This is a genomic window from Dysosmobacter sp. Sow4_B12 (assembly GCF_052116665.1).
Classification (GTDB): domain Bacteria; phylum Bacillota; class Clostridia; order Oscillospirales; family Oscillospiraceae; genus Oscillibacter.
On sequence record NZ_JBQKKR010000011.1, the window covers coordinates 42,620 to 68,764 of the forward strand.

Sequence of the window (26,145 nt, forward strand, 5' to 3'; positions counted from 1 at the left end):
GGGTCAATTCTCTCTTCTCTGTGTAAAAGTATATCATTTTTTGGAAGAGACTGTTAATATTAATCTTATATAATCAGCTATTACTTTTTTTGATACTAGTAACTCGTTTTTTTCATAGCGAACCTCCCAACTTTTCAAGCTCCCGCGCCATTGACTTTTCACCTCTTTTTCGGTATGGTGTTCAAGTCACTTATTATAAAAGTATGAAAGGAGCTTAATCCCCATGACTGGAACTGATCTTTCCGGGCTGATGGATCTGACCGTGGGTACTCTGACCCTGGGAAAGATCCTCACCTCTTTACTGACGCTTTTGGTATGCCTGCTGCTGGTCCGCATTCTGCTGAAGCTGGCACGGAAGCTGCTGGGCAGGTCCCGGCTGGACCTGCGGGTACAGAAATACCTGCTCTCCGGCGCAAAGCTGCTGCTGTACATCGTCACCGCCCTCATTGTGGTGGACAGCCTGGGCATCCCCATCACCTCCCTGGTGGCGCTGCTGTCTGTCGGCTCTTTGGGTGTCACCCTGGCCGCCGAGGATATTCTGGGCAATGTGGCCGGCGGGCTGGTCATCCTATCCTCCCACCCCTTCACCATCGGCGACTTTGTGGAGGTGGGCGGCACCTCCGGCACCGTGGAGGAGATTGGCCTTAACCACACAAAGCTGGTGACGCCCGATGGCCTCTTGGTCATGCTGCCCAACAAGGAGCTGGCCAGCTCCCAGATGACCAACTACACCGTCATGGGAAGCCGCCGGGTGATCCAGAAGGTCACCGCCTCCTATGACGCTCCCACAGATACCGTGAAGGCCGCCTGCTTCCAGGCACTGGACATGACGGAGCACATCCTCCCCCAGCCCGCTCCCACCGTGCGGTTGACCAACTACGGTGAAAGCGCCATTGAATACACCGTCTACTGCTGGACCGAGCCGGCGCATTATTGGGACGTGTACTTCGACCTGGGCGAGCACCTGCGCAAGGGCTTCGAGGACCACGGCGTGGAGATGACCTACAACCATCTCAATGTGCATATCGTGGAGGACCGGACCTGACCGCCGGAAAAGGACGCCCCATCCCCGCCAATGGCGGGGATGGGGCGCCCTTTTTTTCTGGGGTCCTTTATCGGCCGGCCCTGCGGTCCTCCTGGATGAGCAGCTTCAGCGCCTCCACCGCCACCTTGACGGAGTTGGAGGTGTCCTCGCTCTTCTTCTGGTCCAGGCCCGCGGCCTCCCGTTCCTGGTTCCACACCACATGGAAGCAGGAGCCGCAGCGGCAGCCCAGCGCCGCCGCCACCACGAACAGCGCCGCGGATTCCATCTCGCTGGCCTTGACGCCCAGGCGCTTCCAGCTGTCCCACTTGGCCTTCAGCTCGTAATACACAGGAGAGGCCTCCGGGTCGTGCTGGCCGTAAAAGCTGTCCTTGCACTGGACGATGCCGGTGTGCAGCGGCAGGCCCAGGGAACGGGTGGCCCGGGCCAGACAGTCGGCGATCTCAAAATCCGCCACCGCCGGAAACTCAATGGGTGCGTACTCCCGGCTGGTATGCTCATACCGGATGGCGCCGGTGGCCACCACGATGTCGCCGGACTGGACGCTGATGTCGATGCCGCCGCAGGTGCCGGTGCGGATAAACGTGTCTGCGCCGCACTTGTGGAGCTCCTCCATGGCGATGGAGGCGGAAGGACCGCCGATGCCCGTGGAGCAGGCGGTCACCTTCTCTCCCAGCAGCGTGCCTGTCCAGACGTTGAACTCCCGGTTATAGGCCACCTGTTTCGCATCGTCAAACAGTGCCGCGATGGCAGGGACCCGGCCCGGGTCGCCGGGCAGGATGCAGTACCGGCCCACGTCGCCGGGAGCACAGTGGATGTGGAACATTTTCTCAAGCTCTTGCATAACAGGCCACCTCACAAGTTATTTTTAAATAGTATAGCAGGTTTTCCGCCGCTTCGCAACGGCGTCACTCCTCCGCCAGCTTTTCCAGGGTCTCCTCTGTCAGACGGTACACAGTCCAGTCACTCATGGGCTCCGCCCCCAGGGACTTGTAGAAAGCGATGCTGGGCGTGTTCCAGTCCAGGCACCACCACTCCATGCGGCCGCAGCCCCGCTCCCGGGCAATGGCGGCCAGCCTCCGGAAAATGGCCTTACCGTACCCCTTGCCCCGGTGCTCCGGCAGGACGAACAGGTCCTCCAGGTACAGCCCGGCCCGGCCCAAAAAGGTGGAAAAATTATGAAAGAACAGGGCGAAGCCCACCTCTTTCCCATCCTCCAGGGCGAAGAGCACCTCCGCGTTCCTCTTTTGAAACAGCTGGTCCGACAAGATGGCCTCATCCGCCACCACCTGGTCCAGCAGATGCTCATACTCCGCCAGCTTTTTGATAAAATCCAGGACCAGCGGCGTATCCGCCTCCTGGGCGAAGCGAAAGGTCAGTTCCATAGCTTCTCCTTATTTCAGTGTCACCACAGTGACACCGCTCTCGCCCTCGCCGTAAACGCCCAGGCGGAAGCTCTTCACCGCCTTGTTCCGGCGCAGAATGTCGTGGACGGCCTTCCGCAGGGCGCCGGTACCCTTGCCGTGAATGATGGTGACGGTGTCCAGCCGGCCCATGACGGCGGCGGAGAGGAAATTTTCCACCACGCTCTCGGCCTCCAGGGTCTCCATGCCCCGGATGTCCAGTTCCCGGCTGGCGGAGGTCCGCAGCGCCCGGTCCGCGTTCTGGCGGACAGTGACAGCGGGATTTTTCTTTTTTGCCGCCCGCTCGTCGTCCTCAATGAGACGGACCTCATCGGCCTTGGCTTTCATTTTCAAAATACCCGACTTCAGCTGCAGCGTGCCGTCCTTGCCGACAGACACCACCTCCGCCGGGGTGCGGACGCCGGGGATCTCCACCAGGTCCCCCTCCCGGATGGGACGGCTGGGCTTGGGGATGGGCTCCTGGCGCTGGTCCCGCTTGGACACGGCGTCCTCCGCCTCGTTCAGCTTCCGCCGCAGCTCCGCCCGGGCTTCGTTGGCGTTCATGGTCCGTTCCGCCTTGGCCTGCTGCTTTCGCATCTCCGCCAGCTCCGCGAACACCTCGTCCGCGGCGGAGCGGGCGTCCCGCAGGATGCGCTTGGCCTCCGCCTCGCCCCGGCTGCGGGCGTTCTCCTTGGCCCGCTCCATCTGCTCCCGGAACTCCCGGGCTTTGCGGGCATCCTCCTCCCGCTGCCGGTACAGGCGGTTGGCCTCCTGCTCTCGCTTTTCCAGGGCCTGGCGCTTGGCCTCCAGCTGGGTGAGCACATCCTCGAACCGGACACTCTCGCCGCTCATCTGGACCTTGGCCGCCTCAATGACTTCGTCCGGCAGGCCCAGCCGTTTGGAGATGGCGAAGGCGTTGGACTTGCCGGGGATGCCGATGAGCAGCCGGTAGGTGGGGCTGAGGGTCTCCACGTTGAACTCGCAGGAGGCGTTCTCCACCCCCGCTGTGGTCATGGCGAAGGTCTTGAGCTCCGCGTAGTGGGTGGTGGCCGCCACCCTGGCGCCCATGCGGCGGACATGCTGGATGACGGCGATGGCCAGCGCCGCCCCCTCCACCGGGTCCGTACCGGCCCCCAGCTCATCAAAGAGAATGAGGCTGTGGCGGTCAGCCTCCGCCAAAATAGCCACAATATTAGTCATATGTGCCGAAAAAGTAGACAAATTCTGCTCGACACTCTGTTCGTCGCCAATATCCGCCAATACCCGCTCATAGACGGAAACAGCGCTGCGGTCCCCCACGGGGATGTGAAGTCCGCATTGGGTCATGAGGGTCAGCAGGCCCAGGGTCTTCAAGCTGACGGTCTTGCCGCCGGTATTGGGACCGGTGATGACCAGGGTGTCGAAGGTGTCTCCCAGCTGGATGTCAATGGGCACCGCCTTTTTGGGGTCCAGCAGGGGATGCCGGGCGCGGCGCAGGTGGATGGCGCCGTCCCGCCGGACCTCCGGACGGACAGCGTCCATTTTATAGCTCAGCTGGCCCCGGGCGAAGATCAGATCCAGATGCACCAGGGCGTCGTAGTCCCACTGGATGTCCTCCCGGTGGGCCGCCGCCTCCGCGGAGAGCTCCGCCAGGATGCGCTCGATCTCCTTTTGCTCCTTGGCCTCCAGCTCAATGAGCTCGTTGTTGGCCTGGACCACCCCCATGGGCTCCACGAACAGCGTGGCGCCGGAGGATGAGATGTCATGGACCAGGCCCGGCAGGTCGCCCTTGTGCTCCGCCTTCACCGGCACCACGAAGCGGCCGTCCCGCTGGGTGATGATGGTCTCCTGCAAAATTTTCCCATAGGTGGGAGAGGAGATGATTTTTTGCAGGATCTGTCGGCTCTTGGCCTGGGCCGCCCGCATGTGGCGGCGGATATCCGCCAATTCGGCGGACGCCGCGTCGGCGATGGTGTCCTCATCCGGAATGCAGCGCTTGATCTTCTCCTCCAGGAAGCGGTTTCCATGGAGGGAGAGGAACAGGTGGTCGATGGCGGTCTTTTCCACCGCGTCGGCATTGAAATACTCCTTGGCCCGCCGGGCGGCGGTCAAGAGGTCCGCGATGGTCAGCAGCTCCTTCGTATTCAAGCTGCCGCCCCGGTCCGCCCGGTCCAGGGCCTCTCCCACCGGCTTGACGCCGGAAAAAGAGGGGCTGCCGTGGAGGCCGATCATGGTCCGGGCCGCGTCAGTCTGGTCCAGGAGCCGCAGAACCTCCTCGGCCTCTGTTTCCGGGCGTATGCGCAGCGCCTTGGCCTTGGCCTCAGCGCTGACCGCCTGGTCAGACAGCAATTGCAGCACCCGGGGCAGTTCCAGGGTGCGGATGGATTTATCGAATAACTCGCTCATATTCTTATCCTTTCCGTATAATTTATCATAAACTATACAGAATGTATCTCATTTTGGCGGGATTTCCACCGGCTGGAGGCTCTTATAAAAATCCAGGGTCTTGAAGCCCCGCTCCAGCTGGGCGGCCGCGAAGGCCTCCGCCGCGTCTCCCAGCCGCCGCAGGGGCTCCGGCCCCAGTCGGAAGGAATACAGCCGCTTGGGGTCTCCGTAGACGATGTGCCGCAGCGCAGCCAGGGAGTCCCGGCAAAGGGGCATGGACAAGCCGCTCTCTCCCCCGCCGCAGCTCCGGCACCGCAGCACCCCCTGGACCACGTCCAGCAGAGGCTGCTCCGGGTCGGGACAGCCGCACCAGGCGCAGCCGTCCGCCAGGGGCTCATAGCCCGCCAGGCACAAGAGCTTCAGCTCAAAGGCCGGCTTCACCAGCGCCGGCGGCTTGCGCAGGGCAGACAGGGCATACAGGCCATTCAGAAGGAGGCGCAGCAGGTCGCCGGACACCGTGTCCTCCGCGGTGACGGTCTCCGTCAGCTCGGCAAAATAAAATCCCAGGGCCATGGCGTCCAGGTCTGTCCGAAGGCCGTTGAACAGCTCAATGGTGGAGCCATCGTTGGCGTAATACCAGTCTCCCTTTTGGTACAGCGTCCACTCCGACCACACCAGCGGCTGGGCGCAGGCGGCGTAGCGGCAGCTTTTCCGCCGGACGCCCCGGGCGATGACGGAGACCTTGCCCCGGTCCTCTGTCAGAAGGGTCAGGATCTTGTCGGCTTCCTTTGTCTCGGTCTCCCGCAGGACGATGCCCCGGGTGACAATGTACGGCGTTCCCGCCATGTGCTCACCACCTATGTACGGGGGCCGGCGCCCCCGGTGCTTACAAGCCGGGCGGCAGCTGGTCCTCCGCCTCCTCCAAGTTCCGGTAGAGCATATAGGCCAGCGGCTCCCCGGTCATGCAGAACAGCTCCCAGAAAGGTTCGGCTTCCATACGCAGACCTCCTTTTGGGAATAGTCTGCGAAAAAAGTCGAATTTGATGCCTGGAAATATCAGTCGTCGTGGTAGCCGAAGCTGCGCACGTAGTTGACGTTATCTCTCCAATTCTCCTTCACCTTCACCCAGGTCTCCAGATACACCTTGGTACCCATGAATTTTTCCATGTCCGCCCGGGCCAGGGAGCTGATCTTTTTCAGCATGGCCCCCTGCTTGCCGATGATGATGCCCTTGTGGCTGGCCTTTTCGCAGTAGATGGTGGCGTCCACGTCGATGACGCCGGAATCCCGCTCAGAGAACTTCGTGATCTCCACGGCGGTGCCGTGGGGGATCTCCTTGTCCAGGCACAGCAGCAGCTTTTCCCGGATGAGCTCGCCCATGATCTGCCGCTCCGGCTGGTCGCTGACCTCTCCGTCCGGGAACAGCTGGGGGCCCTCGCTGGCGTATTTGCGCAGCTCATGCATGAGGTCGTCCAGGCCGCTGCCGGTGTGGGCGGAGATGGGGATGATGGCGTCGAAGCCGTCCCAGGCCTCGTTGTAGGCGGCGATGACCGGCAGAAGCTCCGCCGGCTCCACGGTGTCGATCTTGTTGATGCAGAGGATGGCGGGCAGGTGCTCCTCCTGGATGCGGCGGATGAGGGCCAGCTCCGGAGCACCCACATGGGCGATGGGCTCCACCAGCAGCAGTGCGCAGTCCACGTCGCTGAGGCTGGAGGTGACGACCTTCACCATATAGTCCCCCAGGGCGGACTTGGGCTTGTGAAGGCCCGGGGTATCCAGCAGGATATACTGGGTGTCCTCCCGGTTCACCACGCCGTAGATGCGGTTCCGGGTGGTCTGGGCCTTGTTGGAAACGATGGCTACCTTTTCCCCCACCAGGGCGTTGGTCAGGCTGGACTTGCCCACGTTGGGCCGTCCGCAGACCGTGATCATGGCGACATTTTTGATTTCAGACATAGGTGATCCTCAACTTTCTTGTTAAGCAATAAAATGTTCCGGCTGTTTGCCGGGAATTAAATGTGTGGTTCCCACAGCATACCCCAGTGGTCCACCCCGGTCCCGGGGGCTGGTGTGCGGGACACCTCCGAAAAACCGCAGGAGCGATAGAAAGCCACATTGGCGGCCGACTGTGTTTCCAGATAACAGGGCTGGGACAGTTCTTGTATCTGCGCGAGGCCATGGGCCATCAGGGCTTTGCCGATGCCCTTTCCCTGAAAAGCGGGGTCCACGCAAATGGGAGAGAGATGCCAGCAGGGTTCCCCCACCGTCTGGGCCGCTATGGCATCTGCAAAGCTGTTGGCCCTCATGATCCGCTCACGCTGTTCCTTTGTGCACAGCAGCATGGCCTGCAGCCCGCCGCAAAGCAGCAGGTCTGCCGGCCCCATGTTATGGCCGGGCTTGAGGAATACCGCCACGCCCACACCTCCGTCGGCCACCAGGACATTGCCGTATCTGCATCCGTACCGCAGACGGAAAGCCATGAATTTTTTCAAAAAGCGCTCCCGGGCCGCATCCTCAGGGATAAAATACCGGTACAGCGGGTCATCCGCAAAGGCTCCGGCCATAGTGGAGATCACTCGGGCCGTATCCTGCTTTTGAAAGGCTCTGATGTTCGCCACTGGTATCGCCTCCTCCGTCAGATTCGCACATTCACCGCTCCAGCACCCGCTTGAGATACTGTCCGGTATAGCTTGCCGCGCAGGCGGCCACGGTCTCCGGCGTTCCGGTGCAGACGATGGTGCCGCCGCCGTCGCCCCCCTCGGGGCCCAGGTCGATGAGCCAATCGGCACACTTGATGACATCCAGGTTGTGCTCGATGACCACCACGGTGTTCCCGGCGTCCACCAGCCTCTGGAGGACCTCCAGAAGCTTGCGCACATCGTCGGCGTGGAGGCCGGTGGTGGGCTCATCCAGAATATAGATGGTCTTGCCGGTGGCCAGCTTGGAAAGCTCCGTGGCCAGCTTCACCCGCTGGGCCTCGCCGCCGGACAGCTCCGTGGAGGGCTGGCCCAGCTTCACATAGCCCAGGCCCACGTCCTGGAGGGTCTGCAGCCGCTTGCTGAGCTTGGGCAGGGCGGAGAAGAACTCCACCGCCTCGTCCACGGTCATATCCAGGACCTCGGCAATATTTTTCCCCTTGTAGCGGACCTCCAGGGTCTCCCGGTTGTAGCGGCGTCCCTTGCACACCTCGCAGGGGACGAAAATGTCCGGCAGGAAGTGCATCTCGATTTTTAAAACGCCGTCGCCGGAGCAGGCCTCGCACCGTCCGCCCCGGACGTTGAAGGAGAAGCGGCCCGGGCCGTAGCCCCGGCTCTTGGCCTCCTGGGTGGAGGCGAACAGGTCCCGGATGTCGTTGAACAGGCCGGTGTAGGTGGCCGGATTGGACCGGGGCGTCCGGCCGATGGGGCTCTGGTCGATGTTGACCACCTTGTCCAAATACTCGATGCCCTCGATGCGCTCACACTTGCCGGGGCGGGTTTTCATCCGCATGAGGTCCGCTCCCAGACGCTTGAACAAAATTTCATTGACCAGAGAGCTCTTGCCGCTGCCGGACACGCCGGTGACCACCGTGAACGTACCCAGGGGGAAGGCAACGTCGATGCCCCGGAGGTTGTTCTCGGCGGCGCCCACCACCTTTAAAAGCTTTCCGCTGCCGGGGCGCCGGGACTGGGGCACGGGAATTTTTTTCTTGCCGCACAGGTACTGGCCCGTTAGGGAGTTTGGATTGGCCATGACCTCCTCCGGCGTGCCGGCGGCCACCACTTCGCCGCCGTGGACGCCGGCGCCGGGGCCGATGTCGATGAGATAGTCGGCGGCCCGCATGGTATCCTCGTCATGCTCCACCACCAAAAGCGTGTTGCCCAGGTCCCGCAGGGAGCGCAGGGTGTCCAGCAGCTTGTCGTTATCCCGCTGGTGGAGACCGATGGAGGGCTCGTCCAGGATATAAAGGACGCCCATGAGGCTGGAGCCGATCTGGGTGGCCAGTCGGATGCGCTGGCTCTCGCCGCCGGAGAGGGTGGCTGCGCTGCGGCTGAGGGTCAGATAGCCCAAGCCCACGGACCGCAGGAAGCCCAGCCGGGAGCGGATCTCCTTTAAAATACGGTCGGCGATGAGGTGCTGCTGGTCCGTCAGCTCCAGATGATCCACCCACTCCAGCTCGTCCAGCACGGAAAGGCGGGTCAGCTCATCGATGGCCCTGTCCCCCACCGTCACCGCCAGGGATTCCTTTTTCAGCCGCCGCCCCTTGCACTCCGGACAGGGGCACTCGCTCATGCTCTCCTCCAGCTCCCGCTTCACAGAGTCGCTCTGGGTCTCCATATAGCGGCGCTGAAGGTTATTGCAGATGCCCTCGAAGGGCTGGTACAGCACGCCCTTGCCCCTGGGCTGGTCATAGTGGAGCTCCAGCTTTTCCCCGTTGGTCCCGTACAGGATGACCTGCTTGACCTCGTCGGGCAGGTCCTTCCAGGGAGTGGTCAGCTTAAAGTGGTACTTCTGGGACAGGGCGTCGAAATACATGCGGGAGATGCCGTCGGAGCGGATGTTGTTCCAGCCGGAGGCGGTGATGGCCCCCTCCATCAAGGAAAGCTCCTCGTTCTCCACCACCAGGGCGGGGTCCACCTTCAGCTGGCTGCCCAGGCCCGTGCAGGTGGGGCAGGCGCCGTAGGGGTTGTTGAAGGAGAACATCCGGGGCGTCAGCTCCTCGATGGAGATGCCGCAGTCCTCGCAGGCGTAGTTCTGGGAGAACACCAGGTCCTGTTCCTCCCGCAGCAGGTTCACCACCACCAATCCACCGGAAAGGCCGGAGGCGGTCTCCACGCTGTCCGTCAGCCGCTGCTGGATGTCCGGCCGGATGATGAGGCGGTCAATGACGATCTCGATGCTGTGCTTTTTGTTTTTCTCCAGCTTGATCTCCTCGTCCAGCTCGTACAGGTTCCCGTCCACCCGCACCCGGACGTAGCCGGAGCGCTTGGCATCCTCGAACACCTTCTGGTGCTCGCCCTTTTTGCCCCGGACGACGGGGGCCATCACCTGGATGCGGGTGCCCTCCGGCAGGGAGAGCACCTGGTCGATGATCTGGTCGATGGTCTGCTGGCGGATGACCTTGCCGCACTTGGGGCAGTGGGGCGTGCCCACCCGGGCCCACAGCAGCCGGAGGTAGTCATAGATCTCCGTCACCGTGCCCACGGTGGACCGGGGGTTTTTGCTGGTGGTCTTCTGGTCGATGGAGATGGCCGGAGAAAGTCCCTCGATATAGTCCACATCCGGCTTGTCCATCTGACCCAGAAACATCCGGGCATAGGAGGAAAGGCTCTCCACGTACCGCCGCTGGCCCTCGGCATAAATGGTGTCGAAGGCCAGGGAGGACTTGCCGGAGCCGGAGAGGCCCGTCATCACCACCAGCTTGTCCCGGGGGATGGTGACATCGATATTTTTGAGGTTGTTGGCCCGGGCTCCCTTGACGATAATTTTATCCTGCATATGCGTATTGCGTCTCCTTGTCAGAGATTATCTGTATGTTTCCTCCTGGCACCATCCCCACACGATGATGAGGGAGACCACCAGTTCAGTGATCAGCTTCATGTTGTACCTCCTCAGCGGGAGTCCCGCTGCTCACTCCACAGTGACATCCGCCGCGGAAGCCCCCAGCAGGTCCAGCAGCGCCTGGGGCGCCAGCTCCACCTGGGCGCCCACCTTGCCGGCGGAGACGCAGATGGTATCGTACAGGACGGCCGTTTCGTGGAACACCGTGGGGAACTGCTTCTTCATCCCCACGGGGCTGCAGCCGCCGTGGACGTAGCCGGTGAGGGGCAGCAAGTCCTTCTGGGGCAGCATGGCGATGGACTTCTCTCCCACCGCTTTGGCGGCCTTTTTCAGGTCCAGGTTCTCCGCCACGGGGATGTCGAATACGTAGTATGCCCCGGTGCTCCCCTTGGTCACCAGGGTTTTGAACACCCGTTCCACGTCCTGTCCCAGATAGCCCGCCACGCTGACGCCGTCAATGGGACCGTCGGCAGGGTAGGTATGGGCCGTGTAGGGGATTTTTTTCTGGTCCAGGACCCGCATGACGTTTGTTTTTTCTTCCTTGTGCTTTGCCATTGTATTCATCCTCTGTTTTCCATGAGTTCTCTTTGTACATATTTGGGCAGTTTCTCCACCACCAGGCGGTGAGACGCTCCGCACAGCTCCCGCAGCAGCGCATCCGGCAGGGCGCCGTCCAAAAAGCAGGCGATCCAGGTGCGCTTGTCAGAGTAAAAGCCCGGCAGAATGTCCGGGTACTGCGCCCGCAGCAGCTCGGAGCGCTGCGGGTCGCATTTCAAGTTCACCAGGTCGTGGCCGCCGTAGGTTTTGTGCTCCGGTCCCGGAGAGCAGACGGCGGCAAACAGCTTCCCCTGGACCATGTATCGGAACCAGCCCCACTCGGGCTTGTAATCCTTCTCCGCCCCCGGAAGGGAGAGGAGGTATTCGTCCAACCATTCGTATCGCATTTATTTCTCACCCCGCAGCTCGATGATGCGGTCCCGCAGCACCGCCGCGTACTCGAACTCCAGCATCGCGTCGCGGCAAGCTCCATATCCCTCGCTTCCGGCTGCGCCGAAAGCTCTCTCATTTCGCTGCCGCTCCTTTTCCCACGCGACCCACTTCGTTGGGCTCGCGCGGGAGCCCTTCTGTTTAATTGATCTCGGAAATGAAAGAGGCTATTTCTCACCCCGCAGCTCGATGATGCGGTCCCGCAGCACCGCCGCGTACTCGAACTCCAACATCTTGCTGGCCTCTTTCATTTCCTTTTCCAGCTTGGCGATCTCCGCGGCCCGCTCCTGGTCGGTGAGCTTGCGCTTCTTCCCCTTGCCGCCGGTGCCGCTCTCCGCCGTCTTGGAAATTTCCAGCACCTCCCGGACCCCCTTGATGATGGTCTTGGGCACGATGCCGTGTTCTTGATTGAAGGCGTCCTGGATGGTGCGGCGGCGCGCTGTTTCATCCATAGCCGCCCGCATGGAGGGGGTGATCTCATCGGCGTACAGGATCACGAGGCCCTCGGCGTTTCGGGCGGCGCGGCCGATGGTCTGGATCAAGCTGGTCTCGCTGCGGAGGAAGCCCTCCTTGTCGGCGTCCAGCACCGCCACCAGGCTCACCTCCGGCAGGTCCAGGCCCTCCCGCAGGAGGTTGATGCCCACCAGCACGTCGAACTCGCCCAACCGCAGGTCCCGGATGATCTCCATCCGCTCGATGGTCTGGACGTCGGAGTGCATATACCGCACCCGGATGCCGGCGTTTTTGAAAAACTCCGTCAGATCCTCGGCCATCTTCTTGGTGAGGGTGGTCACCAGCACCCGCTCGTTCCGCTTGGCCCGGGCGTTGATCTCCTCCATGAGGTCGTCGATCTGCCCGGTGACGGGACGCACCTCCACCCGGGGGTCCAGCAGGCCCGTGGGGCGGATGACCTGCTCCACCACCTGGTCCGCCCGCTCCCGCTCATAGGGTCCCGGCGTGGCGGAGACGAACACCGCCTGGCCGATGCGCTCCTCAAACTCCTCGAACTTCAGCGGGCGGTTATCGTAGGCGCAAGGGAGGCGGAAGCCGTACTTCACCAAGGAATCCTTCCGGGCACGGTCGCCGTTGTACATGGCCCGCACTTGGGGCAGTGTTACGTGGGATTCGTCCACAAACAGCAAAAAGTCATCCGGGAAGAAGTCCAGCAGCGTCATGGGGGCGGACCCGGCGGGCCGCTCCGAAATGATGCGGGAGTAGTTCTCGATACCGGAGCAATAGCCCAGCTCCGCCATCATCTCCATATCGTACTCTGTCCGCTGGCGGATGCGCTGGGCCTCCACCAGCTGGTCGTTGTCGGTGAATACCTTCACCTGCTCCTCCAGCTCCCGGCGGATCTCGCCGATGGCCCGGTCCATTTTGCCCTTGGTGGTGACATAGTGGCTGGCGGGATAGATGGCGATGTGGTTCAGCACCCGGTTCACCGCGCCGGTCAGAGGCGTGATCTCGCTGATGCGGTCGATCTCATCCCCGAAGAACTCCACCCGGATGGCCTTGTCCTTATAGTAGGCGGGGTAGATCTCCACCGTGTCGCCCCGGACCCGGAACATGTTCCGCTCGAAGGCGATGTCGTTGCGCTCGTAGCGGATCTCCACCAGGCGCCGCAGCAGCTCGTCCCGGTCCCACTGGGCGCCTACCCGCAAAGATACCACCATTTTGGCAAAGTCATCCGGCTCGCCCAGGCCGTAGATGCAGGAGACGGAGGACACCACGATCACGTCCCGCCGCTCCAGCAGGGCGCAGGTGGCGGACAGACGCAGCCGGTCGATCTCGTCGTTGGTGGAGGCGTCCTTGGCAATGTAGGTGTCCGTATGGGGGATATAGGCCTCCGGCTGGTAATAGTCGTAATAGGACACAAAATACTCCACGGCGTTGTTGGGGAAAAACTCCTTGAACTCCGCGCACAGCTGGGCCGCCAGGGTCTTGTTGTGGGCCAGCACCAGGGTGGGGCGCTGCACCTGCTCGATGACCTTGGCCATGGTGAAGGTCTTGCCGGAGCCGGTGACGCCCAGCAGCACCTGCTCCTTCAGTCCGTTTTCGATCCCCTCCGCCAGCGCCGCGATGGCCTGCGGCTGGTCGCCGGAGGGCTGGTATTCAGAAACGACTTGAAATTTTGGCATGTCGTCCTCCCAAGCAGCTTATTTGTTTGCGCATTTATGATACCATAGCCGCCTTTTGAATGCAACATATGTTCGATACTTGTTCTTCCCGCTTCGGCAAAAGCCGGGGCGGTTCAAAGCAGATACCCGCTGTCGGCCATGGACACGAAGTCGTTGTCCGCCACGATGATGTGGTCCGCCAGCTGGACGCCGATGCTCTGCAATGCTGATTTTGCCCGGTCTGTGGCAACATAGTCATCCGGCGAGGGCAGCGCCACGCCGCTGGGGTGGTTGTGGGAGAGGATCACGGCGCTGGCGGAGGTCAGCAGTGCCTGCTCCAACAGCCGGCGGATGTCCAGCCCGGCGGAGGAGATGCCGCCCTCCCCCAGGTGACGGCAGGCGATGAGCTTGCCCTTCCGGTCCAGGTACAGGGCGTAGACCACCTCATGGGTCTCGCCGACGAACCGCTCCAGAAGATACGCGCCGGCCCGCTCCGAAGAGTTGAGGACCGTCTCCTGCTCCGCCTCCGCCAGCCGGGCCTTGCGGTACAGCTGGGGCACCAGCTTCAAAAGCACCGCGGCGTTTTCCCCGATGCCGTCCACCTTCTCGAGGTCCTCCGCCGGGGCGGCCAGCACCGCCGGCAGGGAGCCGTACCGCTCCATGAGGGCGTGGGCGATGGGGTTGGTGTCCCGCCGGGGGATGGCGTAATACAGCAGCAGCTCCAGGGCCTCATGGTCCGCGAAATGGTCCAGTCCGCCGCTTAAAAAGCGCTGCCGCATCTTCTCTCTGTGTCCGTCGTGAATACCCATGCGCGCCTCCCGCCCTTCCTCCAAGCCGCAATTTCTTCGGAATGTCCTATTATACCACGCCGCCCCACAGGCGACAAGCGGTTTTCGGGCCGGGAAATTCCAAATCAGCCGTCCTTCGGGTTGACAGCCGTAATTTTTTGGCATAATATAAACGAAGAAAACAAAAAATTACATATCGTCCGGTAGGTAAGGCTACCACAGGGATATGGATCGCTGCCGCGGAGTGATGGAGACATCATGAGTTGGTTTGAACAGGCGATATCGAACACGAAGGTATCATCTAACGCGATTTCACCGCCTTGTGAGGCTAAAGCTTGAACGGTGGCGGAGGGCGCAGGTCCTCCGGGAAAGGGACATTCTCTGGTCGCACCGTTCCGGGCGAGCAGGGAATTTATTTTTTCACTGAAACCGGAAAGGAGGACGCGCGGCGTGTTTGAGCTGGAAGAAAACCGGGAAGAGCTGCTGGAGAAGATCGAGGAGTATATCGCCCGAAAACGATACGCGGACCTGCGGGACCTCCTTTTGCCCATGGAGGCGGCGGACATCGCCGCCTTGTGCGGCGAGCTGGATGAAAAGGTGGCTCTGGTTTTTCGCCTGCTGCCCAAGGAGCTGGCGGCGGAGGTATTCGTGGAGCTGGATTCCGACCAGCAGGAGCTGCTGATCCAGAGCTTTTCCAACACGGAGCTGAAGGAAGTGCTGGACGAGCTGTATCTGGACGATACCGTTGACATTGTGGAGGAGATGCCCGCCAACGTGGTCAAGCGCATCCTCAAGCACTCCGACCCGGAGATGCGCAAGAGCATCAACGAGATCCTCAAGTACCCCGACGACTCCACCGGCAGCATCATGACCACGGAGTTTGTGGACCTGAAAGAGGACATGACGGTGGAGGCCGCCCTCAAGCGCATCCGCCGCACCGGCCCCGACAAGGAAACCATCAACGTCTGCTACGTCATCGACGAGGGGCGCCACCTCATCGGCCTGCTGTCCATCCGGACGCTGCTGCTGGCGGATGACGACGACATCATCGGCGACATCATGGAGCGCAACTTCATCTCCGTCCAGACCCTGGATGACCAGGAATCCACCGCCCGGGCCTTGAGCAAATACGACTTTCTGGCCCTTCCCGTGGTGGACACGGAAAACCGTCTGGTGGGTATCGTCACCGTGGACGACGCCATGGACGTTCTGCAGGAGGAGGTCACCGAGGATATCGAGAAGATGGCCGCCATTCTGCCCTCTGACAAGCCCTATCTGAAAACCGGCCCTCTGGAGACCTGGAAGGCCCGCACCCCCTGGCTGCTGGTGCTGATGCTCTCCGCCACCTTCACCGGCATCATCCTCACCCACTTTGAAAGCGCCCTGGCCTCCTGTGCCATCCTCACCTCCTTCATCCCCATGCTCTCCGGCACCGGCGGCAACAGCGGCACCCAGGCCTCCACCGCCGTCATCCGCGCCCTGTCCCTGGGGGAGGTGCGGTTCTCGGACCTGGTCCGGGTGCTGTGGAAGGAGTTCCGGGTGTCCATCTGCTGCGGATTGTGTCTGGCGGCAGCCAACTTCATAAAAATGATGCTGGTGGACCGGTGGCTGCTCCACAACCCCACCGTCACCCCCACGGTGGCTCTGGTGGTGTGCGCCACCCTCATCGGCACGGTGATGGTGGCAAAGCTGGTGGGCTGCTCCCTGCCCATCCTGGCGGAAAAGGTGGGCTTTGACCCCGCCGTCATGGCCTCTCCCTTCATCTCCACCATTGTGGACTCCCTGTCCCTTTTGATCTACTTCCAGTTCGCCTCCCTGATTTTGGGCGTTTGAACCAAAACAACCCCCGCCAATGGGCGGGGGTTGTTTTTGCTTTTCTTATTCCGGCAGGGTCTGGACCACGCCGCGGCCGCAGTCCACGGACACCCGCAGGCCGTCCGTCAGGCGGCGGGTGGCGTCTACCGCTCCCACGATGACGGGCTTGTCCAGGGTAAGGCCCACGGTGGCGGTGTGGCAGTCGGCGCTGGCCTCCTCCGTGATGACGGCGGCGGCTTCGCGGATGTAGGGCAGCAGGGCGTTGGTGGTATAGGGCACCACCAGCACATCACCGGGGCGGAACTTCTCCGCCACATCGTCCAGCACCCGGCACACGCACAGGCGGCCGCTGGCCTTCTTGCCGCCGATGCCGGTGGCGTTGATGAGGGAGCCGCCCACCTGCTTGACGCGGATCATATTGGTGGTGCCGGCCACGCCCACGGGCACGCCGGCGGTGACCACCACCAGATCGCCGTTTTTCACGATTCCGGCCTTCTCCGCCGCCTCCACGGCAAAATCCACCAGCTCGTCAGAACTGCTGGCATAGGGCATCATGATGGCCTCCACGCCCCAGTACAGGCTCATCTGCCGGCGGACCTGCTCGTCCAGCAGCAGGGCCACCACGGTGGTCTGGGGCCGGAAGCGGCTGACCATCTGGGCGGTGACGCCCCGCTGGCTGACGGTGAGGATGGCGTCGGCGCCGATGTCCATGGCGGTGGTACAGGCGGCGTGGGCCATGGCGGTGGTGATGGACAGCCGCTCCTTGCCGGAGACCTTCAACGGCTTGGCCCGGTCGATGTTGGCCTCCGTCCGCAGGGCGATGGCGTCCATGGTGCGCACCGCCTCCACCGGGTACTTGCCCGCGGCGGTCTCGCCGGAGAGCATGATGGCGGAGGTGCCGTCGTAAATGGCGTTGGCCACGTCGGTGATCTCCGCCCGGGTGGGGCGAGGATTTTCCACCATGGAGTCCAGCATCTGGGTGGCGGTGATGACCGGCTTGCCGCAGGCCACGCACTGGGCGATCATGTCCTTTTGAATAACGGGGATCTCCGTGAAGTCGATCTCCACGCCCATGTCGCCCCGGGCCACCATGATGCCGTCGGCCACGGCCAGGATGTCCGCCAGGTTGCTGACGCCCTCCCGGTTCTCGATCTTGGCGATGATGCGGATGTGGGAGTTATTCTGGTCCAGGATCTGCCGCAGCTCCCGAATGTCCGCGGCGGTGCGGACAAAGCTGGCGGCAATATAGTCAAAGCCCTCCCGGATACCGAAGAGGATATCCTCCCGGTCCCGCTGGCTCACATAGGGCATGGACAGGCGGACGCCGGGGATATTGACGCCCTTGTTATTTTTCATGACGCCGCTGTTGAGCACCTTGCAGCGGATGGTGGTGGGCGTGGTCTCCAGCACGGTCATGCGGACCAGGCCGTCGTCCAGCAAGATGGCGTCCCCGGCCTTCACATCGCCGGGCAGGTCGTTATAGGTGATGGAGCAGCGGGTCTCGTCGCCCTCCACCTCGTTGGTGCACAGGGTAAACTCAGAGCCCTCCTTCAGCTCCACAGAGCCGTCCTTGAAGCTTTTCAGCCGCACCTCGGGGCCTTTGGTGTCCAGCATGGCGGCCACAGGCAGGTCCAGTTCCTTCCGCAGCGCCTTCAGCGTGTCCAACCGGGCCTTGTGGCCGGCGTGGTCACCGTGGGAAAAGTTGAAGCGGGCCACGTTCATGCCGGAGAGCAGCATCTCCCGCAAAACACCCTCCCGGTCCGTGGCGGGTCCCAGAGTACAGACGATCTTGGTTTTTCTCATATTTATTACCACCTTTCTTGAAAGGAACAAATTTCACCGAATAGCATTCTACCACAGATGCCGCCCCCAGAAAAGAGGAATCACGCAAAAATTTGCGTAAAGCTGCCAGAAAAAAGTGCGGCATTTCTGCCGCACTTTGAAAGCTAAACGATTAGATACCCAGTTTTTCTTTCAATTCCGCGATCATGCTCTGGTACTCCTCCTCCGCCAGGTGCACCGGCTGGGGGTTGGTGATCTCAAAGCCGCCGCCAAACTCAAAGCCGCCCTCGTACTTGGGCACGATGTGGAAGTGGAGATGAGGATTGGCGTCGCCGAAGGAGGCCAGGTTCAGCTTCGTGCAGCCCCACAGGTCCTGGATGGCCTTGGAGGCCCGGGCCAGGTCCTCGGCGAAATCCGCCCGCTCCTGGGGCTCGCACTCCCACAGCTCCCGGCGGTGGTTTTTCAGCGCCAGCACACAGCGGCCCTTGTGAGCCTGGTCCTTAAACAGATACAGCGTGCCGGCCTTCATCTGGCCCACCTTGTACATAATGGCCTCCCGGCCCTCGTGGTGTTCGTCACAGTAAAAACAACCCATGTCATTTTCCTCCTGATTCCGGATTGGGGATAAGCCCCTTTTTCTTACCATACAACCGCCGGCGGTTTTTCGTCAAGAAAAATCAAAGCGGTTCTCTGTGGATTTTTGGACCGGGATGTGGTAAGCTGGAAAAAACATGATGCAAGGAGGGTCTTTCCCATGAAATTAGGTTTGGTAACAGACAGTCTGGCCCATCTTTCCTTCCCGGAGGCGGCGGCCGTGTGCCGGAAGCTGGGGCTGGAGCAGGTGGAGCTGGGCTGCGGCAACTGGTCCCCCGCTCCCCACATCGACCTGGACACCTTGACCGCCGACGCCGGCAAGCGCCGGGAGCTGCTGGACACACTGGATGCCAACGGCCTCACCATCTCGGCCCTCAACTGCTCCGGGAACCCCCTGTTCCCCGGCGAAAAGGGCGAGAGGGACCGGGCCGTGGCGGAAAAGACCTTTTTGCTGTCGGAGCAGCTGGGCCTCAAGACCGTGGTCATGATGAGCGGCCTGCCCGGCGGCTGTGAGGGGGACAAAATGCCCACCTGGGTGGTGACCAGCTGGCCTCCTGAAACAGAGGACATCCTCCGCTACCAGTGGGAGGTAGCCATTCCCCAGTGGGAAAAGCTGGTGGCCCAGGCCAGGAGCCACGGCGTGGAGCGCATCGCTTTGGAGTTCCACGGCTGGCAGTTGGTGAACAATGTGGAGAACCTGCGGCGCCTCCAGGCTGCCGTGGGCATGACCGTGGGCGTGAACATGGACCCCAGTCACCTGTTCTGGATGGGCGGCGATCCCCTGGCCATGATCGACGCCCTGTCCGACTGCATTTACCACGTCCACATCAAAGACGTGCGGACCGAACCTGCCAGCGCCGTGAATACCATGCTGGATACCAAGGGCGTACTGGAATACAAGACCCGCTCCTGGAACTTCGTCACCCCCGGCACCGGTCACGACGAATCCTGGTGGCGCCGGTTCGTGGAGGCCCTCCGCTCCGCCGGGTATGACGGCGCCTTGAGCATTGAGCAGGAGGACTACACCATCCCCGTCATGGACGCCCTGGAGCAGGCCTCCGCCCTGCTGCACCGTGTCATTGTCTGAGCGTTTCCTACATATATAAAAAGGACTGTTCATTCAGAACAGTCCTTTTTTTCATGGCTGCAGCAGCGCCTCCGCCGCCCGCTGCACCAGCCGGTCCGCCATGGACACCAGCTCTTCTCCGGGCAGGTCCATATCCCGTCCGAACCACTCCTTCACAAGGCCGATGAGGCCGTAGGTGATGAAGCTCATGAGGTAGTCCAGATTTTCAGGGGAAACATCCCGGAACCAGGCCGCCGTCAGCCGGGCGCCGTTGCGGTAAATAAGCTCCTGGAGCCGGTCCACAAAGCCGCCGGCGGCAGCGCTGTCCAGCAGCGTTCCGATGGTGGTCCGGTGCTCCACCACATAGTCCAAAATAGGCAGCAGCACCGGCCGCAGCGTCCGCTCCGCCGTGCTCTCCGCCATGTGGGCGTCCACCAAGACCTGGGCCTCCGCCAGCATATCCTCCTCCACGCTCTGCAGCAGGGCCGCCGTGTCCGGATAGTGCAGGTAAAAGGTCCCCCGGTTCAAGTCCATCCGCTCCGTGATGTCCCGGACGGTGATCTCCGAAAAGCGCTTTTCCTGCATCAGCTGCAGAAGGCCCTCCTTCAGCAGGCGCCGGGACCGGCGGGAGCGGCGGTCCTCCGAGCGTTTTTCCATAGCACTGTCTCTCCTTTCGGACACCTCCCCCCGCTGCTTTAGACAAAAGCCGGAATGTGTCCCTTGTTTTTTTCCTCTGTCTGTATTATAATCACTCCCGAAAAATAAATCAACAACTTTTTATTATTCAACATTTGTTGATTATTGAGAGGAGCATTTTTATGAGCCACAGTTCCCATTCCCACCGCCCGTTGGCTCTGGCCACCGCGCTGGCTCTGGCCGGTGCCTGCGTGGTGCCCGCCGCGGCGGCGGAGCCCATCGGCGACGGCGTGGCACCCACCTATGACGAGGCCTATTACGCCACCCTGGACTACTACGGCAACCTGACGGAGGGCAGCGTGGTGAAAAGCTACGTACTCAACGGCGCCGACACGGTGACGGACCACGGTACATACGACCAGGTGGTGAACCTGACGGACCACACGGAGCCCACGGTGCAGAGCGGCACCACCACCTTCCGCTTCGCCGGTGACAGCGCCCCCACCCACTTTTATTTTGAGGGCAAGACGGCGCAGCCCTTCGAGACCCTGCCCTGGACGCTGTCCATCCACTACACCCTCAACGGCGTACCCACCCGGGCCGAGGACCTGCCGGGCAAGACCGGCGTGGTGGAGATCCTGGTGGACGCCATTCCCAACGAAAACGCCAGCGAATACGCCAAGAACAACTACACGTTGGAGGCCATGGCCCTGTTCAACCAGGACGACATTTTGTCCCTGGAGGCACCCGGCGCCCAGGTGCAGCTGATTGGTAACCTGCGGGCGGTACTGTTTCTGGCCTTCCCTGGCGAGGAGCAGCACTTCGCCATCCGGGTGGGCGCCGAGGACTTCTCCTTCGGCGGCATGACATTTTTGATGGTGCCGGCCACCCTCAGCCAGCTGGAGGAGATCTCCAAGCTCAGCGACCGCAAGGATGAGCTGGAGGAGGACTACCACAAGCTCTCCGACAGCCTGGATACCCTGCTGGACGCCTTCGGCGGCATGGAGGGCAGCCTCTACGCCACCGCCGATGGCCTGGACCAGCTGAACCAGGCCCGGGGCACCATCTCCGCCGGCAAGGGGACCGTCTACGACGGCACCGACGCCCTCCGGGAGGACCTGAGGGGCATCGCCGCCCTGCTGGACCCGGTGGCGGAGCAGGTGGAGGCCGCCAGCAAGACCGTCACAGACGCCAAGGCGGTGCTGAACACCATGACGGACACCGCCCTGGACCTGCGGAGCCAGCTGGAGGACATGGAGGACGCCCTGGAAAACCTGGAGGACAGCGACGATGTGCGCCAGCTGATCCAGGACGCCGCCAACATGAAAAGCAGCCTCAACAAGCTGAAAAGCGCCCTGGAGAGCATCGACCGCATTCCCTCCGTCCAGTCCCCCCTGGCGGGCCAGGACATTGACGCCATCCGGAAGAACCTGCCCAATGTGGAGGCCATGGAGCCGGGATACCGGGAAAGCGGCAAGAACAGCTTCTATGAGTACGCCTGCGAGGTCTTGTGGCAGCAGTACGCCGCTGAGCACAGCATTACGGAGGAAACGCCCGACTACGGCCGGTACCGCCAGGCGTTTTTGGACAGCGTCGGCAGCCAGACCGCCAAGGGGCTTGCCGCCATCTATGAGTCCTGGGCTCCGGACCCGGAAGCCTTCGAGTTTTTGCTGGACCACTCCGACACCATCGACGACCTGCTGGACCAGCTGAATACCACCACCAGCGGCGTCAGCGACGCCATGGAGAAAATCGCCGGCCCCACCGCCGCCGTGGTGGGCAAGCTGGCGAACCTGTGCGATGACATGGATGAGCTGACGGACCTGCTGGAGGACGCCGGCGACCTCTCCGCCGCCATCCGCCACAGCTCCAAGAGGCTGCGCAGCATCCTGGACAGCACCGATGAGCTGCGAACCATCCTCAACGACTACGAGCCCACCGCTCAAGAATCCCTCAAGACCCTGGAGGACCTGAGCGTCACCGCCGCCGCCACGGTCCGGGACAGCGAGCAGCTGGCAGCCGACGCGGAGGCCCTGCTGAAAACCTCCGGCATCCAGCTGGACGCCGGCACGAAGCAGACCCTTTCCGGCCTGGCCGCCGCTTTGCGGCAGGCCGCCCGCAGCCTCTCCACCACCAATGACGTCAAGGACGCCAAGGCCAATATCAGCTCCATCATTGAGGACACCTGGAACGAGCACACCGGCAACATCGACAACCTTTTGAACATGGACGCCAACGCCGTGACCGTGTCCCTGACCTCCCCGGACAATCCCGCGCCACAGAGCATCCAGGTGGTCATCCGCACCCAGGAGATCAAGGCGGAGGAGGAAGAGACGGAGGAGGCCGTTAAAGCCGCCGCGGACAACAGCACCTTCTGGGGCCGGATCGCCCAGATGTTCAAGGACTTCTGGGCGGCCATCACCGGCATCTTCCGCTGAGCGGGGAAAGGACAGGTGTTGTTCCCGTGATCGAAAAAATCGCCCACAAGCTGACGCGAAAGCCAAAGCTGGTGGCCGCCATTGCCGTCTTTATGCTCATCCCCTCCATCATCGGCTTTGCCGCCACCCGCATCAACTATGATATTCTCTCCTACCTCCCCCAGGACCTGCCCTCCTCCCAGGGCGAGCAGCTGCTGGAGGACCCCTTCCAGATGGCCGCCACCAGCATGCTGGTGGTGGACGGCATGCCGGCGGGCTATACCAACGACCTGCTGAACGCCATCCGGGAGGTGCCCGGCGTGTCCAACGCCATCTGGATCAGCAATCTGGTGGGCATCCAGATCCCCACGGACATGATCCCCGCCAGCTTCCGGGATATGTTCTTCTCCGGGGACGCCACCATGATGATCATTCAGTACGACCATCCCGGCGCCTCCGACGAGACCATGGACGCCATTGAGCAGGTGCGGCAGGTCTGCAATGAAAAGTGCTTCCTGGCGGGCTTTTCCGTGGTCATCAAGGACACCCGGGACATCATGGACAGCGAGCTGCCGCTGTTCGTGGGCCTGGCGGTGCTGCTGGCCCTGCTGGCCATGAGCGTGACGCTGGAGTCCACGGTGCTGCCCCTGGTCTTTATCGCCAGCATCGGCATGGCTGTGGTGTACAATTTCGGCAGCAATATTTTCTTAGGTGAGATCTCCTACATCACCAAGGCCATCGCGGCGGTGCTGCAGCTGGGCGTCACCATGGACTACTCCATCTTCCTCTACCGCCGGTACGAGGAGGAGCGGCTGCACCACGACGACAAGCGGGACGCCATGGCCGCGGCCATCGTGGCGGCCTTCCGGTCCCTGTCCGGCTCCAGCCTCACCACCATCGCCGGCTTTCTGGCCCTGTGCTTCATGCAGCTGACCCTGGGCAGGGACATCGGCATCGTCATGGCCAAGGGCGTGGTGCTGGGCGTGGCCACCGTCATTCTGGTGCTGCCCAGTCTGGTGCTCATCTTCGACAAGCACATCGAAAAGCACAAGCACAAGACCCTCATTCCCAGCTTCCACCGGGTAAACGGCTTCATTCTCCGGCGGCGGGTGCTGCTGACGGTTCTGGCTGTGGCGCTGTTTTTCCCGGCGGTCTACTCCCAAAACCACGCCAATATCTACTACAAGCTGGATGAATCCCTGCCCCGGGACCTGCCCTCCATCGTCAGCAACGAAAAGCTGAAGGACGACTTCGACATGGCCACCTCCCACTTCATTGTCCTGCGGGACGATCTGTCCGCCGGGGACATGGGCGAGATGGAAAAGCGGCTGGAGAATGTGCCCGGCGTCACCTCCGTCCTGTCCTATCACCGCATCCTGGGCACCGGCATCCCGGACTTCTTCGTCCCCTCCGAGGTGCGGGATATGCTCAAGCAGGGGGGCTACCAGCTGATGATGGTGAACTCCAGCTATGAGCCGGCCACGGACCTGGTGTCCGATCAGCTGGACGCCATGAACGCCATTCTGCACGAGTACGACCCCGCCGCCATGATCACCGGCGAGGGCGCCATGTACCGGGACCTAATCGACACCACCGCCGTGGACTTCACCGTCACCAATTACATCTCCATCGCCGCCATCTTCCTCATCATCGCCATCGTGTTCCAGTCCGTCACCATTCCTGCGGTACTGGTAGCCACCATTGAGCTGGCCATCTTCATCAACCAGGGCTGCTGCTATTTCACCGGCACGGCCATTCCCTTCATCGCCCCCACCATCATCAGCTGCGTCCAGCTGGGCGCCACGGTGGATTACGCCATCCTCATGACCTCCCGCTTCCAGGAGGAACTGCGGAAGGGCCGGCCCCGGATGGAGGCCATCCGGGTGGCCGCCGACGCCGCCGACGCCTCCATCGTCACCAGCGCGTTGGTGCTGTTCTGCGCCACGTTGGGCGTGTCCTTTGTCTCCTCCATCGACCTCATCGGCTCCATCTGCGTCATGCTGGCCCGGGGCGCTCTCATCTCCGCCCTGGTGAGCCTGTTCCTCATGCCCGCCATCTTGTGCGTGTGTGAGCCGGTGTTCAACAAGACCAGCCGCCACTGGCGCACCACGCCGCCTCCCCGCCGGGGCAAAGCGCTCCCCGCCGGAGAAGCCCAGCCGGCGGAGACCTCCGCCCAGCCGTCGGTCCGGCAATAAGAAAGCATCCCTGTGCTGAACGCACAGGGATGTTTTTTCAGTCCGTATTTACTTACAGAACAGCGGCAGGGCCTTTTGGATCATCTCCACGCAGCCCTCCTCCCCCAGAGCCTCGGAATCCAGGCTCAGGTCATAGGCCGCGGCGTCCCGCCACTCCTCGCCGGTGTAATAGCGGTAATAGGCGGAGCGGCGCTTGTCCTCCACCCGAATGTGCCGGGATACCTCCCGGGCGCTCCAGGCAAGGGAATAGGACGCCACCCGGGCCTCCCGGGCCTCGATGGGCGCGTGGATGAACACCTTGAGCACATTGGGCCGGTCCATCAGCAGATAGTTGGCGCAGCGGCCCAGGATGATGCAGCTCTCGGTCTCCGCCAGCTCCTTGATGATCTTGGCCTGGAAGCTGAACAGGTTCCGGGTGGAGATGTAGTCGTCGCTGTCCGGCGGCAGGATCTCGCCGGTGTACACCTTCTCCGCCGCGGAGAGCATCTCCTTCAGTCCGATGCGCTCATCCGCCGCGCCGAAGAGCCGCTCATGGATGCCGCTGACCTCCGAGGCCTTGCGCAGCAGGTCCCGATCATAGTAGGGAATGCCCAGAACATCTGACAGTCTGCGGGTGATGTCGTGGCCGCCGCTGCCGGTCTCCCGGGCCACCGTAATGACAAACTTATCCATACGCCGTCCTCCTTACGCGCCCAGGTAGGCCTTGCGGACCCGGTCGTCAGCGGCCAGGTCGGAGGCTCTGCCCTCCATGGAAATGGTGCCGGTCTCCAGAACGTAGGCCCGGTCGGAAACCGCCAGGGCCATCTTCGCGTTCTGCTCCACCAGCAAAATGGTGATGCCGCTTTTGTGGAGCTCCTGGATGATGGCGAAGATCTCCTTCACCAGCAAGGGGGAAAGGCCCATGGACGGCTCGTCCATCAGCACGATCTTCGGGTCCGTCATGAGGGCCCGGCCGGTGGCCAGCATCTGCTGCTCGCCGCCGGAGAGGGTGCCTGCCAGCTGGCGATAGCGCTCCTTCAGCCGGGGGAAGTGGTGGTAGACCTTTTCCAGGTTCTCCGCGATCTTCTTCTGGTCCTTGACAATATAAGCGCCCATGCGGAGGTTCTCCTCCACCGTCATGCGGGCAAACACGTGGCGCCCCTCCGGCACATGGGCAAGGCCCAGACTGATGATGGTGTTGGGGGCCACCTTCTGCAGGTCCTTGCCGTCCAGCGTGATGGTGCCGGAGGCGGCGGTCAGCAGGCCGGAGATGGTGTGCAGGGCGGTGGTCTTTCCGGCGCCGTTGGCGCCGATGAGGGACACCAGCTCGCCGTCGCCCACGGTGAGGGAGATCCCCTTCAAGGCGTGGATGGCTCCGTAAAAGACATTTAAGTCCTTGATTTCCAGCATGGTTTTCCC

At 62.3% G+C, this 26,145-nt stretch carries 21 protein-coding genes and 1 riboswitch; of the genes, 5 read left to right on the top strand and 16 right to left on the bottom strand.

Features of this window, described 5'->3' with window-relative positions; all coding sequences use genetic code 11:
* The first annotated feature begins 223 nt into the window (after window positions 1–223).
* A complete protein-coding gene (locus ACTQ4R_RS09995; protein WP_441628259.1) occupies window positions 224–1,045 on the top strand; it encodes a mechanosensitive ion channel family protein in 822 nt (273 codons plus the stop codon).
* A 67-nt stretch (window positions 1,046–1,112) separates the two neighbouring features.
* Here ACTQ4R_RS09995 and udp read toward each other — a convergent pair whose 3' ends face one another.
* The 11 genes from udp to ACTQ4R_RS10050 all read right to left on the bottom strand — a co-directional run bounded on the left by udp (window position 1,113) and on the right by ACTQ4R_RS10050 (window position 14,263).
* Window positions 1,113–1,886 carry a uridine phosphorylase gene (gene udp, locus ACTQ4R_RS10000; protein ID WP_441628261.1) on the bottom strand — a complete coding sequence of 258 codons (774 nt, stop codon included), beginning with the start codon at window positions 1,884–1,886 and terminating at the stop codon, window positions 1,113–1,115.
* A 64-nt stretch (window positions 1,887–1,950) separates the two neighbouring features.
* Complete coding sequence (locus ACTQ4R_RS10005) at window positions 1,951–2,427, bottom strand: GNAT family N-acetyltransferase (protein ID WP_441628263.1); 477 nt, start codon at window positions 2,425–2,427, stop codon at window positions 1,951–1,953.
* 9 nt (window positions 2,428–2,436) lie between these two features.
* Window positions 2,437–4,830: an endonuclease MutS2 gene (locus ACTQ4R_RS10010; protein WP_441628265.1), complete on the bottom strand. Its 2,394-nt coding sequence runs from the start codon at window positions 4,828–4,830 to the stop codon at window positions 2,437–2,439.
* A gap of 48 nt (window positions 4,831–4,878) precedes the next feature.
* Window positions 4,879–5,655 (bottom strand): DNA repair protein RecO, encoded by a 777-nt coding sequence (gene recO, locus ACTQ4R_RS10015; RefSeq protein WP_441628267.1) that lies wholly within the window; start codon window positions 5,653–5,655, stop codon window positions 4,879–4,881.
* A gap of 210 nt (window positions 5,656–5,865) precedes the next feature.
* Entirely contained in the window at window positions 5,866–6,765 is a 900-nt protein-coding gene (gene era, locus ACTQ4R_RS10020) for a GTPase Era (protein ID WP_441628269.1), read from the bottom strand.
* Window positions 6,766–6,821: 56 nt separating this feature from the next.
* Window positions 6,822–7,427, bottom strand: a complete 606-nt coding sequence (locus tag ACTQ4R_RS10025; protein ID WP_441628271.1) for a GNAT family N-acetyltransferase — start codon at window positions 7,425–7,427, stop codon at window positions 6,822–6,824.
* A 31-nt stretch (window positions 7,428–7,458) separates the two neighbouring features.
* A complete protein-coding gene (gene uvrA / locus ACTQ4R_RS10030; protein ID WP_441628273.1) occupies window positions 7,459–10,287 on the bottom strand; it encodes an excinuclease ABC subunit UvrA in 2,829 nt (942 codons plus the stop codon).
* Window positions 10,288–10,419: 132 nt separating this feature from the next.
* Complete coding sequence (gene ybaK / locus ACTQ4R_RS10035) at window positions 10,420–10,905, bottom strand: Cys-tRNA(Pro) deacylase (protein ID WP_441628275.1); 486 nt, start codon at window positions 10,903–10,905, stop codon at window positions 10,420–10,422.
* A gap of 5 nt (window positions 10,906–10,910) precedes the next feature.
* Complete coding sequence (locus ACTQ4R_RS10040) at window positions 10,911–11,294, bottom strand: MmcQ/YjbR family DNA-binding protein (protein ID WP_441628277.1); 384 nt, start codon at window positions 11,292–11,294, stop codon at window positions 10,911–10,913.
* A 210-nt stretch (window positions 11,295–11,504) separates the two neighbouring features.
* Window positions 11,505–13,475 carry an excinuclease ABC subunit UvrB gene (uvrB, locus tag ACTQ4R_RS10045; protein ID WP_441628279.1) on the bottom strand — a complete coding sequence of 657 codons (1,971 nt, stop codon included), beginning with the start codon at window positions 13,473–13,475 and terminating at the stop codon, window positions 11,505–11,507.
* A 113-nt stretch (window positions 13,476–13,588) separates the two neighbouring features.
* The gene (locus ACTQ4R_RS10050) at window positions 13,589–14,263 is read right to left on the bottom strand and encodes a JAB domain-containing protein (protein WP_441628281.1); all 675 of its coding nucleotides are present in this window, start codon (window positions 14,261–14,263) and stop codon (window positions 13,589–13,591) included.
* Window positions 14,264–14,434: 171 nt separating this feature from the next.
* A riboswitch (M-box (ykoK) riboswitch) is annotated at window positions 14,435–14,596 on the top strand.
* A gap of 105 nt (window positions 14,597–14,701) precedes the next feature.
* On the opposite strand from ACTQ4R_RS10050, the gene mgtE reads away from it, so the two are divergent.
* A complete protein-coding gene (gene mgtE, locus ACTQ4R_RS10055) occupies window positions 14,702–16,075 on the top strand; it encodes a magnesium transporter (protein ID WP_441628317.1) in 1,374 nt (457 codons plus the stop codon).
* Window positions 16,076–16,120: 45 nt separating this feature from the next.
* On the opposite strand, the gene pyk is transcribed toward mgtE, so the two are convergent.
* The gene (gene pyk / locus ACTQ4R_RS10060) at window positions 16,121–17,860 is read right to left on the bottom strand and encodes a pyruvate kinase (RefSeq protein ID WP_441628283.1); all 1,740 of its coding nucleotides are present in this window, start codon (window positions 17,858–17,860) and stop codon (window positions 16,121–16,123) included.
* 151 nt (window positions 17,861–18,011) lie between these two features.
* Complete coding sequence (locus ACTQ4R_RS10065) at window positions 18,012–18,434, bottom strand: HIT family protein (RefSeq protein ID WP_441628285.1); 423 nt, start codon at window positions 18,432–18,434, stop codon at window positions 18,012–18,014.
* Between the two features lie 159 nt (window positions 18,435–18,593).
* Between ACTQ4R_RS10065 and ACTQ4R_RS10070 the strand changes: the two genes are divergently transcribed.
* Window positions 18,594–19,520, top strand: coding sequence for a sugar phosphate isomerase/epimerase family protein (locus ACTQ4R_RS10070; RefSeq protein ID WP_441628287.1), 927 nt, complete (start codon window positions 18,594–18,596; stop codon window positions 19,518–19,520).
* Window positions 19,521–19,571: 51 nt separating this feature from the next.
* On the opposite strand, the gene ACTQ4R_RS10075 is transcribed toward ACTQ4R_RS10070, so the two are convergent.
* On the bottom strand, window positions 19,572–20,156 hold the full coding sequence (locus ACTQ4R_RS10075) for a TetR/AcrR family transcriptional regulator C-terminal domain-containing protein (RefSeq protein WP_441628289.1): 585 nt from the start codon (window positions 20,154–20,156) through the stop codon (window positions 19,572–19,574).
* 161 nt (window positions 20,157–20,317) lie between these two features.
* Between ACTQ4R_RS10075 and ACTQ4R_RS10080 the strand changes: the two genes are divergently transcribed.
* Both ACTQ4R_RS10080 and ACTQ4R_RS10085 read left to right on the top strand, forming a co-directional pair.
* The gene (locus ACTQ4R_RS10080; RefSeq protein WP_441628291.1) at window positions 20,318–22,573 is read left to right on the top strand and encodes a hypothetical protein; all 2,256 of its coding nucleotides are present in this window, start codon (window positions 20,318–20,320) and stop codon (window positions 22,571–22,573) included.
* Between the two features lie 26 nt (window positions 22,574–22,599).
* Window positions 22,600–24,747, top strand: a complete 2,148-nt coding sequence (locus tag ACTQ4R_RS10085) for an efflux RND transporter permease subunit (RefSeq protein WP_441628293.1) — start codon at window positions 22,600–22,602, stop codon at window positions 24,745–24,747.
* Between the two features lie 48 nt (window positions 24,748–24,795).
* On the opposite strand, the gene ACTQ4R_RS10090 is transcribed toward ACTQ4R_RS10085, so the two are convergent.
* Both ACTQ4R_RS10090 and ACTQ4R_RS10095 read right to left on the bottom strand, forming a co-directional pair.
* Window positions 24,796–25,419, bottom strand: a complete 624-nt coding sequence (locus ACTQ4R_RS10090; RefSeq protein WP_441628295.1) for an AAA family ATPase — start codon at window positions 25,417–25,419, stop codon at window positions 24,796–24,798.
* A 12-nt stretch (window positions 25,420–25,431) separates the two neighbouring features.
* Window positions 25,432–26,136, bottom strand: coding sequence for an ABC transporter ATP-binding protein (locus ACTQ4R_RS10095; protein WP_441628297.1), 705 nt, complete (start codon window positions 26,134–26,136; stop codon window positions 25,432–25,434).
* Window positions 26,137–26,145 lie beyond the last annotated feature (9 nt).